We start from the raw sequence: 13,784 nt of genomic DNA, 5'->3' as shown, positions 1-13,784 counted from the left end.
AATAAACCGGGCACTGTGGATTACGATCGCTGCGCAATCGGACGTAGCCTTCGGCAACTGCTACGAACCAATCAGCACCATCGTGCGCAACCGGGCCCCGTAGCAGCTGACGAGTGACACGAGGCTGCGTCCGGCGGCGAAGCCGTCGTAAGCTCAGCCCCTGCGATCCCTCACATAAACCGGGCACTGTGGATTACGATCGCTGCGCAATCGGACGTAGCCTTCGGCAGCTGCTACGAACCGCCCATGGCCCCATTGCGGGGCCAGGGTGCCTGTCAGGGCTTTTCGCCGTACCAGCGCGGCGTGTACACCCACTCTCCGCCGTCGGCACGCGGGAAGGTGCAGGTGGTCGACGAACCAATCAGCACCATCGTGCGCATGTCCACCTGGTCCGGGGTCAACGCACCCAATGTGGTTGCCCGTAACGTCTGGCCGGGGCGGCCAATGTCACGGCCCAATACCACTGGCGTCTCTGCGCTGCGGTGCCTGGCCACGATCTCCAGTGCAACCCCCAACTGCCAGGGCCGCGAGCGGGAAATCGGGTTGTAGAAGGCCAGCGCCAGATCCGCCTCGCCAGCAAGGTCCAGGCGCTTTTCGATAATGCTCCACGGCTTGAGGTTGTCCGACAGCGACATAACGCAGAAGTCATGCCCCAATGGCGCACCGGCCTGGGCGGCAGTCGCCAGCGATGCCGAGACCCCGGGCAGGATTTCCAGGTCGACGCTGTGCCACTGTGCATCGCCGGACTCGTGCAAGGCTTCAAGCACGGCAGCAGCCATGGCAAACACCCCCGGATCACCCGAGGACACCACCACCACCGAACGGCCCTGGGCGGCCAGTTCGAAGGCATGGCGCGCGCGCTGCATTTCTTCGCGGTTGTCGGTGCAATGCAGCACCTGATCGTCGCGAAACGGCCCGGCCATCCGCACATAGGTTTCGTACCCCAGGACGTCATTGGCCCGCGCCAACTCGGCCTTGACCGCAGGCACCATCAACTCGGCAGCGCCAGGCCCGAGGCCGATAACGGCCAGGCGGCCCCGAGGACGGCCAATCAACTGTGGGTCCAGCGGCGCCGGAGCGATCCCCAGCAACAGACCATTGCCCGACTCATGCCACACCACCGGCAATACCTGCTCGCCGGCACTCACGAACCGTAACGGCACACCCAGCTCAGCCGCCGCCTCATGCAGTTGCGGGCTGACCATCAAGGCGTCGTCGGCAACAATGCAGGCCAGCGACTGCCAGGCCAACTGCATGTCATGCAACGCCTCGCGGATTGCCTGCGCCGGGACCACGGCTGCGACCCGCGCCACAACATTGCGCGGGTAGATCAGCAGTTCGTTTGCCGCGGGCTCACGCTCGGCACTGCTGACGTGGATCGCCAGCCGCGCCTGCGGGTTTTCAGGCAATTGTGCACCGGCCAGCCAGGGCGCATCGCCTTCGATACGCACTGACTCCCCCGCGAGCAAGTCCGAGACAAAGCGCTTGCCTGTCTCCAGATCGCCCAGGGCATAGCCGCTTGGCGGGTTCAGCAGGCACGTGCCAAAGCGCAATTCGCCACTGGTGGTGATTGCCGCAGCAACCTGCAGACTGGCAGCGATTGCCCGCGCCATGTCATTCACACCGCCCAGACCGCCCAGCAACGGCACTACCGCACTGGCGTCTTCGGCAACGGCCAGCACCGGCGGCTCGGCGCCTTTCTCAATCAGCAGCGGGGCCAGGGTGCGAATCACGATCCCTGCGGCGCACAGCGCAATAATCGGCGTGTCGTGCTGATACAGCTGGCGCAGGGTCGCGCCAAAGTCGCTGTAGGTGCAGTCTGGCGCTTCAACCCGCCCGGCCAGACCGTAAATCAGCGCCTGAGGGTAAAGCTGCTGAATGCGCCGGGCCGTGGCCAGGCTGCCATTGCCCAGAATCACAATGGCCGGGGCCGGGCGGCTCATCCTTGCCACCGTTCGCCGGGCACGATGATCAGCGAGAAGTAAGGCGACGACATCGGCTCCACGTCATTGAGCGCGACGATTTTCTGATTGCTCATGGTCGCGCGCTCGACATACAGCGCACGCTCGGCCAGCCCCAACTCCCCCAGCACCTCGCGGACTTTATGGAAGTTGCGCCCCAGCTTCATGATCACCGCAGCATCCGCATCGGCCAGACGACGCTTCAACTCATCGTGGGGCAACACCCCCGACAACACCGACAAGCTTTGATTGCGATACACCAGCGGCACGCCCAGCACCGAAGCGCCGCCCAGCATCGAGCACACTCCCGGCACCACTTGCGCTTCAAAGCGCTCGGCCAGCCGGTCATGCAAATACATGTAGGAGCCATAGAAGAACGGGTCGCCTTCACAGATCACCGCCACATCACGACCGGCCTGCAAGTGCACGGCCACCTCTTCGGCCGCCTGATCGTAGAAGTCGCTGATGATTTGCTCATACGACAACGGCTCGGGCAGTACCTCGGTGGTCACCGGGTACACCAGTGGCATCAAGGTTTGCGCGCCCTGCAGGTGCGCTTCGATGATGCCGAACGCGTTACCTTTTTTGCCCTTGGCAACGAAGTACGCCACCACCGGCGATTCGCGCAGCAAGCGCAGGGCTTTAACGGTAATCAGTTCCGGATCACCGGGCCCCACGCCCAGGCCGAGCAAACGTCCAGGTTGAGCCATCATTCGATCTCCGTAGCCAGTGCGTTAACGGCTGCCGCTGCCATCGCACTACCGCCGCGGCGGCCCTGCATGATCACAAACGGCACCCCGCGGCTGTCTGCCGCCAGCATCGCCTTGGACTCTGCCGCGCCGACAAAACCGACCGGGAAGCCCAAAATCAGGGCCGGTTTCGGAGCACCGGCATCAATCATCTCCAGCAGGTAAAACAGCGCGGTCGGCGCGTTGCCGATCACCACTACGCTGCCTTCCAGATACGGGCGCCACAGTTCAAGGGCCACCGCCGAGCGAGTATTGCCCTGCTCCAGCGCCATCTCGGCCACGCCCTCTTCCTTGAGCGTGCAAATCACCTTGTTATTGGCCGGCAAACGCGTGCGCGTCACGCCTTCGAGCACCATGCGCGCATCGCACAGGATCGGTGCACCGGCGGCCAGCGCATCACGCCCGGCCTTGCCCGCACCGGGCGAAAAACGCAGATATTCGATGGCATCGACCATGCCGCAGGCGTGAATTACCCGCACCGCGAGTTTTTCCAGGTCTGGCGGGATGCTCTCGAGGTTGGCTTCAGCCCGAATAATGGCGAAAGAGTTGCGATAGATCTCTTGACCATCGCGGATGTAATCAATCATCGGTGTTGCTCCGTTGGCGGGCCTCAAGCCAGGCGCCTGCCGCTTCAATAGTAAGGTTGCGCTCATGCAGAACGCCGAAACCCGGCTGTTCTGGAGCACGTAAATAGAGGTCGTAATGACCGGGCGCCACGGCCAGTAAAGTGACCGGCGCAACATGGGCTGCCGCGCACGAACGCCGGCAACCGGTGAGGTGCACATTCAGCCCCCGGGACAAGCGCCCGGCGAGCTCACGGGCATCCTGCTTGGTGTCCGCCAGGCCTTTGGCGCACGCGTCGGAGCCGGTGCAGGCAACCAGATGTGCCAGCGGCTGCGCCGCATCACACAGCAAACCCAGAGCCTCTAGCTGAAGGGTCACAGCTGGCGCATCGCGGGTCTTGATCTCAGGCAACAAAACGCTTTGCCAGGGGGTGAACCGCAGGGTGGCGTCGCCAAATTCGTCAGCCAGTTGCGCCAGCCCCCGCAGCATGGGGGCATCCAGTCGCCCCAGCCCGGGCACCGCGCCGATATACACCCGGCCTTCTTGACGCTGGGCAAAAGTCCCGATATGCAACACCTGCGGCGCCACACCCCGAGGCCCCAGGGCCAGCGCAATTAACGGCACACTGAGCCGTTGCTGCAACTGCTCGACAAAGCGCTCAACGGCAACCTCCTCAAGCAGATGTCGCATGCGCGTTTGCTCGGGCCGGGCCAGGTCGAGAAACAACAGCAGCACCTGCATGACCAGTTCATGGGCCTGTGCCAGCGGCACAGCGGCCAATGCCGGGTTGTGCGCCGGGCAGCCGGCAAGACCGAAAGCCATCACCCATTGGCCGTCCAGCTCAATCGCTGATAACCACAGATCGTGCGGATGCTCCAGCATCGCCAGGGCTTCGCCACCGTCCAGTTGCAGCGCGAACTTGGCTGACAACTCGGCCAGACGCGGGGTGTTTTGCAAACTGGCGAGCAGCGCCATGGCCAGCGGCCGTGTATCAATGCGCAGCTGCGGGTCGATGCCCGCGGCCGGGCTGAGCATCAGGTTGCGTACATCATCACCCGCCGCAGTGGCAGGCCCCAGCCCTGCCGCCATCAGCGGTTCAACCAGCGCCCGATGTTGCGCCCCGACCCCGCGAATCTGCAGGTTGCCGCGATTGGTCGCTTCAATGACACCACTGGCAAAGCGCTGCGCCACATCGGCGACCGCACGGGCCTGCACCGCAGTGATGCAGCCACCATCGAGCTTGACCCGGCAAATCCCGCCATCCAGCGCCTGCACGATGCGCAGTAACCCCGGGCAAGCCGTAGGGCGCACGGGCGTCATGACAGGGAGTTGAGGTGGCAAGGTCAAAGGTCGATCCAGGCAGGTAACGGGCTGTTGCAGGTGGCGCATTATGCCTGCTTTGGGCGACAGCATGAAAAGCTTGCCGGACGGAATACCCGCTGCGGGCCACCTTATGCGGCATTACCCGCGACGGCGCCCGCCCGGCGGCTTTATGGGCGAGGCGCCGGGAGGCCAAGGCGCGCTATCATGCGCGCCCTGCCCGCGCGTCTTGCAAGAGCGCTGGCGGATGAAAAAATCAGCGTTTACCAAGAGGATCGGCATGTCGCCCTGGCTAACAATTGTGGGAATAGGTGAAGACGGCTTCAGCGGTCTGGGCAAAAACGCCCGACGCGCGTTGCTCAGTGCCAGCAACGTATTCGGCGGCCCGCGCCAGCTGGACTTGCTGCCTGCCTGCATCCGCGCCGAACGCCAGGCATGGCCGAGCCCGTTCTCACTGGCGCCGGTCCTGGCGTTGCGCGGCGAACCGGTGTGCGTGCTCGCCAGCGGCGACCCCATGTGGTTCGGTGTGGGTGCCAGCCTTGCGCGGGTAGTTGCCCGCGATGAAATGCAGGTGCTGTCGGCGCCCTCATCCTTCTCGCTGGCCGCCGCCCGAATGGGCTGGGCCTTGCAGGATGTGCTGACGCTGTCGGTGGTGGCGCGGCCAGTCGCTGCTCTCAATGCACATTTGCACAGCGGCGCGCGCCTGCTGGTGCTGAGCAACGACGCCAGCAGCCCGGCCAGCGTGGCCGCCCTGCTACGCGAACGGGGCTTTGGCCCGAGCCGCCTGTGTGTACTGGAACACTTGGGTGGCCCGGCCGAACGCCGGGTCGAGGCCAGTGCCGATGACTGGAACGACCCGCCCGTGGCGGCGCTCAACCTGATCGCCATCGAGTGCCTGGCCGATGCCGACTGCCGCCCGCTGTCGCGAATCGGCGGGCTGCCCGACAGCGCGTTCCGCCATGACGGTCAACTGACCAAACGTGATGTGCGCGCCATCACCCTGGCCCGCCTGGCCCCCTTGCCGGGCCAGTTGTTGTGGGACGTGGGCGCCGGCAGTGGCTCGATCGGTATCGAGTGGATGCGCACTTACCCCAGCTGCCGCACCCTGGCCATCGAAGCCGATGCCGGGCGCCAGCAACTGATCGAACACAATCGCAAGGCGCTGGGTGTACCGGGCCTGCAACTGATTCGCGGCAAGGCTCCGCAAGCCCTTGAGGGGCTGGAGCGCCCGGACGCGATCTTTATCGGCGGCGGCGTGACCCGCGAAGGCGTGCTCGACACCTGCTGGCAACAGCTCAAACCCGGCGGGCGGCTGGTGGCCAATGCCGTCACCCTGCAAAGCGAAATGCTGCTGATGAACTGGCGCGAGCGCCATGGCGGCGAACTGACGCGAATTCATATCGCCCAGGCGCAACCGCTGGGCGAATTCGACACCTGGCGCCAGGCCTTGCCCATCACCCTGCTCGACATGACCAAGCCTCTCGATGCGTGACGAAACCGCTGAACAACCCGCACCGCTGCGCAGCGGCCTGACCACCGGCAGCTGCGCCACAGCCACCAGCCTGGCTGCGGCGCGCCTGCTGCTCAGTGGCGTCAGCAATGACGCCGTCGCCATCACCTTGCCCAAAGGCAAGGTCGTCACCATGCGCCTGGAGTTTTGCCGCCTGAGCGAACAGGGTGCCGAAGCCGGCACCATCAAGGACGCCGGGGATGACCCGGACGTGACCCACGGCGCGCTGCTTTACTCGCAGGTGAGTCTCAGGCCGCAACCGGGTGTCGGTTTTGTTGCAGGCCAGGGGGTGGGGACCGTGACCCGACCGGGGCTGGTGCTGGCCGTGGGGGAACCCGCGATCAACCCGGTGCCACGCAAAATGATCACCGATCACCTGCTGCTGCTGGCAGCCGAGCTGGGCTACCACGGCGGCTTTACCGTCACCGTCAACGTGCAAGACGGCGCGGCCCTGGCCTTGAAAACCATGAACCCGCGGCTGGGCATTCTGGGTGGCCTGTCGATATTGGGCACCAGCGGTATCGTCCGCCCGTTCTCCTGCGCGGCTTACATTGCCTCGATCCACCAAGGCATCGACGTGGCAAAAACCAACGGCTACCTGCACATCGCAGCCTGCACCGGCAATGCCAGCGAAGACACCATGCGCCGGGTCTACAACCTGCCGGAAATCGCCCTGATCGAAATGGGCGACTTTGTCGGAGCCGTACTCAAGCACCTGCGCAAAGTACCTGTGGATAAGTTGAGCCTCTGCGGTGGCTTCGGGAAAATCAGCAAACTGGCGGCCCGGCATATGGATTTGCACAGTCGCCATTCCAGTATCGACCTGCCGCAGTTGGCCGAATGGGCCGCCGCCATCGGCGCCGACAGCGCGCTGCAAGAAGCGATTCGCCAGGCCAATACCAGCCAGCAGGCACTGGCAATGGCCAGTGCTGAGGGCATCGCCCTGGGTGATGCGGTGTGCCAGCACGCCCTGGACTTCGCCCGCAGCGTGGTGCCGGCACAGGTGCAAGTTGAAGTATTTGCCATCGACCGCCAGGGTGAAATTGTCGGTCACGCCGGAGCCTTTGAATGAAGCGAATCCTGTTGTTGGGCGGCGTCACTGAAGCGCTGGCCATGGCCCGGCGCCTGGGACCGCAACACGTTTACAGCCTGGCCGGGGTCGGTCGCGTGCCCGCGGACTTGCCCTGTGAAGTGCGGGTTGGCGGTTATGGTGGCGCCGAAGGGCTGGCGCAGTACATCCGCGAGCAGCGCATTGATGTGCTGCTCGACGCCACTCACCCCTACGCGGCACAAATCAGCCACAACGCGGCCAGCGCTTCCGCCCTCGCCGGTATCCCGTGCTGGGCCTTGCGCCGCCAGGCCTGGCAGCCCCAGGCCGGCGATGACTGGCGCGAAGTGGCTGACTGGGCCGAACTGGTCGAGGCGCTAAAACCGTTTCAGCGCCCGCTGTTCACCCTGGGCCGCGAACCACTTGAGCATTTGCATGAAATCCCCGAAGGACAGTTCTGGGCTTTGCGCGCCCTGGACACTTACCCCGGCAATGCCCGTTGCGAAGTGATCGGCGCCCGGGGGCCATTTGTGATCGAAGATGAACGCGCCCTGTTCGCCCAACGCCGCATCGACGTACTGATCAGCAAAAACAGCGGCAGCAGCGCCACTGAACCCAAGCTCGAAGTCGCCCGCGAACGCGGGACTCCGGTGTTGATTCTCAAACGCCCGAAGTTGCCAGAGGTTGACCGGGCATTTTTGACCAGCGATGAGGTGCTGGAGGCGCTGAAGCGGGAGAGTTATTTGTGAATGTGTAATCGCTGGCGATGATGTATCCTTAGGGATACGATTTTAGCCATGATTACTTTCGAACAAACCCGTGAATTTGCCAAATGGCTGAGCGCTCTTAAAGACAAGACCGGACAGGCCCGTATTCTTGCTCGTCTAAGGGCCGCGACGATGGGCCACTTTGCGGACTGCGAGCCCATAGGTGGACGGGTTTACGAAATGCGCATTCATTGCGGGCCCGGGTACCGCGTTTACTACACACGCAAAGGTGCAGTGATTTACCTGCTGCTCATCGGCGGCAATAAAACCACTCAGGCACGAGACATAAAACGCGCAAAAGAAATCGCACACCTACTGGGTAGTGAGGACTGACAAATGACCGAGCAATTTACCCGCTTCGATAGCGCTGACTACCTGAAAACACCTGAAGACATGGCGGCGTATCTGGATGCCTGTTTCGAGGAAGACCCAGGTGATGGCAGCTTGATCCGCGCCGCCCTTAACGATATTGCCCGCGCCAAAGGCATGACTCAGATTGCCCGTGATACCGGACTGGGCCGCGAGAGCCTTTACAAGGCACTGGGCAGCACCGGTAATCCCGAATTCACGACTATCATCAAAATCATGAAGGCTCTGGGTCTCAAACTTCATGCAACTGCAGCATGAAACCGCTAGCCCCCGCACTGACGCGACATTTCGCCACACAGCCTGTGTTTTTACTTACGCCGGTCATTCAGGCTAAATAGCCGCCTTGATCGCATCACTCATGGAATTCTTCATGTCCCGACAACGCTTTGCATTTGCCTGGATCGCCTGCTTCGCAGTGCTGTTCAACATGCTCGCCATGTCGACGGCCGGAGCCATGGGCGGGGCAAGGCAAGATGCGAGCGAACAGTTTATGTGGAGCAGCTTTTGCACCTCCACCGGCACCAAGATGGTGGCCGTGTCACTGGGCAAGCTTGACGCCGGCGACAGTCGCAAAGACGATCACTCGAACATGCAGCATTGCTGGTGCTGCTCGGGCTCGTCGCCTCTGGTGGCCTTGCCGGCGCATATCCCGACACTCTATTTCGCCGCCATCGAACACGGCCACAGCCAAATCCCCGATCACCTCAAACGCCCCACCCCGCGCCAGCAATGGCCGAGCCTTAACCCCCGCGCGTCACCTCTGGCCTGATTCATCCTCGCAACCATTTTGCGTTTGAATCGTTCCGGAGAATTGCCATGTTGAACCTGTCACTGGTCAAAAACGTCCTGATTGCGGCGGCTGTGCTGCTGCCTGCCTGTTTCGCCAACGCTCACCAATACCAGAGCGGCGCGCTGCAAATCGCTCATCCGTGGTCCCAGCAATTGCCGCCCAACGCGCCGACCGTGGCCGCGTATTTCGTGATTCAAAACACCGGCAATAGCGCCGACCGCCTGGTCAGTGTCGACACGCCGATTGCCGATAAAGCCGAACTGCATCAACACGTGATGCAGGGGGACTTGATGAAGATGCAACCAGTGGCCAGCGTCGAGGTCCCGCCCGGCGGCACCGTCACGTTCGCGCCCATGGAGTACCACGTGATGTTGGTCGGCCTCAAAGACCGCAGCCTGCTGCAGGACGGCAAACACTTCCCCATGACCCTGCACTTTGAAAAGGCCGGTGCCATTACGTTTGATGTGAACGTGCAAAAACAGGCGCCGCCCGACAGCATGGAAGCCATGCACACCCACTAACGGTCACTGATCCCCGTGGGCGCCCCTCGCGCCAGGCACGCCATGTCGCAGATTCGCGGCAGCTGGCTGAGCCTGTTTGCCATGCTGATGATCTTTATCGGCCCGCTGATTTCCCAAGCGGTGCCGATGGATCATCACGCCTCCATGAACATGACCATGCCGATGGCGGCCGGCATGTCGATGGAGGCGCACGGCGAGCATGAAAAGCCGTCCGCCGATCACCACGCCATGTGGGAAAAGTGCGGCTATTGCACCCTGCTGTTCAGCTGCCCGGCCTTGCCCAACGCCTCGACCCTGACCCTCCACGCAGCGCCCCCAGCCGTCCATTATCTGGCGGCAACCACCCGGCTGGGCCACGCCCGGCAACCGGTCTTCCCCGGCGCCCGCTCCCGCGCCCCACCGGCATTCCTTTAAGCACCGACACAACAAACTCACAGGCCCGCCTGCTACTGCCGCTTTAGACGGCCGAAGGCCGCTGGCCGTGTTGTATTCGCTTGAATATTGGAATGTATATGTCCCGTTTTACTGCTGCCTCCCGTTTGCCTCATGCCCAAACGGTATTCCCTTTCGCCCTGAGCGCACTGTGCTGCGCCTTGTTCGCGCCGCTGGTTGCGGCCGACGAACACTCCGGGCATGCCAACGAAATCAGCCCGCTGGTGATCACGGCCATCGCTCCCAGCTCGCCACTGACCATCGTCACCAACCCCAAGGACCCGCGCCAGCCGGTACCGGCCAGTGACGGTGGCGACTACCTCAAGACCATTCCCGGCTTCGCCCTGATCCGCAACGGCGGCACCAACGGCGACCCGGTGTTGCGCGGCATGTTCGGTTCGCGCCTGAACATCCTCACCAATGGCGGCATGATGCTCGGCGCCTGCCCCGGCCGCATGGACGCCCCCACGTCCTACATCTCGCCGGAAACCTACGACAAACTCACCGTCATCAAAGGCCCGCAAACCGTACTCTGGGGCCCTGGAGCCTCAGCCGGCACCATCCTGTTCGAGCGCGAACCCGAGCACTTCGGTGAACTGGGCACGCGGGTCAACGCCAGCGTACTGGCCGGCTCCAACGGCCGTTTCGACAAGACCGTCGACGCGGCAGCCGGCGGCCCGCTGGGCTACGTGCGGGTGATCGGCAACACTGCGCACTCCGATGACTACAAGGACGGCAACGGCGACACCGTGCCGTCGCGCTACGACAAATGGAACGGCGATGTCGCCCTGGGCTGGACCCCGGACCCGGACACCCTGCTGGAACTCACTGCGGGCAAGGGCGATGGCGAAGCCCGCTCTGCCGGGCGCGGCATGGACGGCAGCCAGTACAAGCGCGAGAGCCTGGGCCTGCGCTTCGAGAAAGCAAATATCGGCGATGTTCTCGACAAGATCGAAGCACAGGTCTACTACAACTATGCCGATCACGTCATGGACAACTACAGCCTGCGTACGCCGTCAGGCACCGGCATGATGAGCGGGCCGATGGCCTCCAACGTCGACCGGCGCACCCTCGGCGCACGGATCAAGGCCACCTGGCACTGGGCCGACTACCAATTGATCAGCGGTATCGACGCGCAGACCAACGAACACCGCAAACGCTCCGGCATGGGCATCGATACGTATAAGGATCAGAACTGGAGCAAAGACGCCGACTTCCACAACTACGGTGTCTTCAGCGAACTGACCTGGTACGCCGCCGAGCGTGACCGGGTGATTACCGGGGCCCGTCTGGACCGTGCTTCGGCCAAGGATTACCGTGCCCGGATCGGCTCCGGGATGATGAGCAAACCCAACCCGACCCTGGATAAAACCCGCGCCGACACCCTGCCCAGCGGCTTTGTGCGTTACGAACATGACCTGGCCGACAGCCCGGCCACGCTGTATGCCGGCCTGGGTCACGCCGAACGCTTCCCGGATTACTGGGAGCTGTTCTCTCCGACCTCAGGGCCTGCCGGTTCGGTCAACGCTTTCGATGCAATCAAGCCGGAAAAAACCACTCAGCTCGACATGGGCCTGCAATACAAAACCCGGGACCTCGAAGCCTGGGTCTCGGCCTACGCCGGGGTGGTTCACGACTACATCCTGTTCGACTACGCCCAGGGCTCGTCCCAGGCACAAAACATCAACGCCCGGATCATGGGCGGCGAACTGGGCGCGGCGTATCAGCTGACTTCAAACTGGAAAGCCGACGCCACCCTGGCCTACGCCTGGGGCAAGAACACCACGGACGGCAAGGCACTGCCGCAAATGCCACCGCTGGACACCCGCCTGGGCCTCACTTACAGCCAGGACGACTGGAGTGCCGGGGCCTTGTGGCGGCTGGTTGCGCCACAAGACCGCATCGACCGCAACGCAGGCAACGTGGTCGGCAAGGACTTCGACAAGAGCGCCGGTTTTGGTGTGTTCTCGTTGAACGGCGCCTACCGCATCAACAAAAACCTCAAAGTCAGTGCCGGGGTCGACAACCTGCTGGACAAAAACTACAGCGAGCACCTGAACATGGCGGGCAACGCCGGTTACGGCTACCCGGCGAACGACCCGACCCCGATCAACGAACCGGGCCGCACGTTGTGGACCAAGGTTGATGTGAGCTTCTGACAACAGATTGCTCTGTAGGAGCTGGCTTGCCAGCGATGAACGCGACTCGGTATTTCTGGAAAACCGAGGTGATGCCATCGCTGGCAAGCCAGCTCCCACAGGGTTCAAAGACCAATTACCTTGCGGAGCCGCTCCTGATGAGCCGACCAACCCCCTCTTTCTACAACCTGGCCTGGCGCTGGCATTTTTATGCCGGGCTGTTTGTCGCCCCCTTCATGATTCTGCTGGCACTGACCGGGATCATTTACCTGTTCAAGCCCCAGCTCGATCCCTTGATGTATGACCACCTGCTCAATGTCACCCCGGGCCATCACCGCCTCAGTGCCGATGAGCAACTGCAACGCGTGCGCCTCGACTATCCACAGGGCCATGTCAGCCAGTACCTGCCCCCGGTCAACCCTGAGCGCAGCGCTCAATGGGTGGTCAGCAATGACGGGCGCGAGCTCAACGTGTTTATCAACCCCTACAGCGGCGAAGTGCTGGGCGAGCAGGATGCCAAGTTCAATCTGCAAGCCGTGGCCCGGGCGCTGCACGGGGAATTGATGATCGGCACTGTCGGAGATCGGCTGGTCGAGCTCGCCGCCGGCTGGGGCGTGGTGCTGGTGGTTTCCGGCCTGTACCTGTGGTGGCCGCGCGGGCAATCCGCCGCCGGGATTTTATGGCCACGCCTGAGCCGTCGCGGCCGCGTGCTGTGGCGCGACCTGCATGCTGTCACCGGCTTCTGGGGCGCCGCCCTGTTGCTGTTCATGCTGCTCAGCGGCATGACCTGGACCGGTTTCTGGGGCAAGCAATACGCCGATCTGTGGAACCGCTTCCCGGTGGCAATGTGGAATAACGTCCCGCAGTCAGACATCGAGGCACGCAGCCTCAACACGCCAACCCGTCAAACCGTGCCCTGGGCGCTGGAAAACACCCCGCTGCCGGTCTCCGGTGCCCACGCTGAACACATGGCCCATGCCGCCCACGCAAGCGGCCCGGCGGCACCCGGCATCAGCCTGCAACAGGTGGTCGACACCGCCACTGCTCGCAAGGTCGAACCCGGCTACAGCATCACCTTGCCCACCACCGCCACCGGCGTATTCACCATCGCCGTATTCGCGGACGACCCGCGCAACGACGCCACCCTGCATGTCGATCAATACAGCGGCCAGGTGCTGGCCGATGTGCGCTGGGAGCAATACGCCAACCTCGCCCGCGCCACCGAAATGGGGGTGATGCTGCATGAAGGCAAACTGTTCGGCACCTTGAACCAGATTGTGATTTTGCTGGTGTGCCTGATGATCCTGCTGAGCTCGGTCAGCGGTCTGGTGATCTGGTGGAAACGCCGTCCGAAGGGCCGCCTGGGCGTCCCGCCGCTGCGCCACGACTTGCCGATCTGGAAGACCGGCGTGCTGATCATGCTGGCCCTGGCGATTGCCTTTCCGCTGGTGGGCGCCTCGCTGCTCGCGGTGTGGCTGCTGGACCGCCTGCTGATGATTTTGCGCAAAACACCGCCGCTTGAGCTTCGCTCATAAACAACATGAAGCATCCGAGATGCGCGATCTAGAGCCTTGGCTATACTGGCATGCCAGTATCAGCCAGAAAACTATTGTTA

The 13,784-nt window shown here is 63.1% G+C and carries 14 protein-coding genes; 10 read left to right on the top strand and 4 right to left on the bottom strand.

Annotated elements, in window-relative coordinates:
- Positions 1-275 precede the first annotated feature (275 nt).
- From cobJ to cobG, 4 genes are read right to left on the bottom strand one after another with little or no spacing between them, the layout of a single operon-like run.
- Positions 276-1,943: a precorrin-3B C(17)-methyltransferase gene (gene cobJ / locus ACP7BO_RS15760; protein ID WP_426211312.1), complete on the bottom strand. Its 1,668-nt coding sequence runs from the start codon at positions 1,941-1,943 to the stop codon at positions 276-278.
- Positions 1,940-2,674, bottom strand: a complete 735-nt coding sequence (locus ACP7BO_RS15755) for a precorrin-2 C(20)-methyltransferase (protein ID WP_171970594.1) — start codon at positions 2,672-2,674, stop codon at positions 1,940-1,942. Before ACP7BO_RS15755 ends, cobJ begins: the two co-directional genes overlap by 4 nt.
- Positions 2,671-3,297 carry a precorrin-8X methylmutase gene (locus ACP7BO_RS15750; protein ID WP_426211310.1) on the bottom strand — a complete coding sequence of 209 codons (627 nt, stop codon included), beginning with the start codon at positions 3,295-3,297 and terminating at the stop codon, positions 2,671-2,673. Before ACP7BO_RS15750 ends, ACP7BO_RS15755 begins: the two co-directional genes overlap by 4 nt.
- Complete coding sequence (cobG, locus tag ACP7BO_RS15745) at positions 3,290-4,594, bottom strand: precorrin-3B synthase (protein WP_426211419.1); 1,305 nt, start codon at positions 4,592-4,594, stop codon at positions 3,290-3,292. Before cobG ends, ACP7BO_RS15750 begins: the two co-directional genes overlap by 8 nt.
- 280 nt (positions 4,595-4,874) lie before the next feature.
- On the opposite strand from cobG, the gene cbiE reads away from it, so the two are divergent.
- From cbiE to ACP7BO_RS15695, 10 genes are all read left to right on the top strand, one after another.
- A complete protein-coding gene (gene cbiE / locus ACP7BO_RS15740; protein ID WP_426211308.1) occupies positions 4,875-6,086 on the top strand; it encodes a precorrin-6y C5,15-methyltransferase (decarboxylating) subunit CbiE in 1,212 nt (403 codons plus the stop codon).
- Complete coding sequence (locus tag ACP7BO_RS15735) at positions 6,079-7,176, top strand: cobalt-precorrin-5B (C(1))-methyltransferase (RefSeq protein WP_426211306.1); 1,098 nt, start codon at positions 6,079-6,081, stop codon at positions 7,174-7,176. Before cbiE ends, ACP7BO_RS15735 begins: the two co-directional genes overlap by 8 nt.
- Positions 7,173-7,901 carry a cobalt-precorrin-6A reductase gene (locus ACP7BO_RS15730; protein ID WP_426211304.1) on the top strand — a complete coding sequence of 243 codons (729 nt, stop codon included), beginning with the start codon at positions 7,173-7,175 and terminating at the stop codon, positions 7,899-7,901. Before ACP7BO_RS15735 ends, ACP7BO_RS15730 begins: the two co-directional genes overlap by 4 nt.
- 48 nt (positions 7,902-7,949) lie before the next feature.
- A complete protein-coding gene (locus ACP7BO_RS15725; RefSeq protein WP_426211302.1) occupies positions 7,950-8,252 on the top strand; it encodes a type II toxin-antitoxin system RelE/ParE family toxin in 303 nt (100 codons plus the stop codon).
- A 3-nt stretch (positions 8,253-8,255) separates the two neighbouring features.
- On the top strand, positions 8,256-8,546 hold the full coding sequence (locus ACP7BO_RS15720; protein ID WP_426211299.1) for an addiction module antidote protein: 291 nt from the start codon (positions 8,256-8,258) through the stop codon (positions 8,544-8,546).
- A 112-nt stretch (positions 8,547-8,658) separates the two neighbouring features.
- Complete coding sequence (locus ACP7BO_RS15715; protein WP_426211297.1) at positions 8,659-9,057, top strand: DUF2946 domain-containing protein; 399 nt, start codon at positions 8,659-8,661, stop codon at positions 9,055-9,057.
- A 47-nt stretch (positions 9,058-9,104) separates the two neighbouring features.
- Entirely contained in the window at positions 9,105-9,599 is a 495-nt protein-coding gene (locus ACP7BO_RS15710) for a copper chaperone PCu(A)C (RefSeq protein ID WP_426211295.1), read from the top strand.
- Between the two features lie 42 nt (positions 9,600-9,641).
- Complete coding sequence (locus ACP7BO_RS15705; RefSeq protein WP_426211293.1) at positions 9,642-10,013, top strand: DUF2946 domain-containing protein; 372 nt, start codon at positions 9,642-9,644, stop codon at positions 10,011-10,013.
- 98 nt (positions 10,014-10,111) lie between these two features.
- Positions 10,112-12,190, top strand: coding sequence for a TonB-dependent copper receptor (locus ACP7BO_RS15700; RefSeq protein ID WP_426211291.1), 2,079 nt, complete (start codon positions 10,112-10,114; stop codon positions 12,188-12,190).
- Between the two features lie 137 nt (positions 12,191-12,327).
- Entirely contained in the window at positions 12,328-13,704 is a 1,377-nt protein-coding gene (locus ACP7BO_RS15695) for a PepSY-associated TM helix domain-containing protein (protein WP_426211289.1), read from the top strand.
- Positions 13,705-13,784: the final 80 nt, after the last annotated feature.

Origin of the sequence: Pseudomonas sp. TWR2-1-1, assembly GCF_049897045.1 — a bacterium.
In the GTDB taxonomy this organism is placed as follows: Bacteria; Pseudomonadota; Gammaproteobacteria; order Pseudomonadales; family Pseudomonadaceae; genus Aquipseudomonas; species Aquipseudomonas versuta.
The sequence above is the reverse complement of the archived record's forward strand: the minus strand, read 5'-3'. Positions and strand labels throughout refer to the sequence as shown.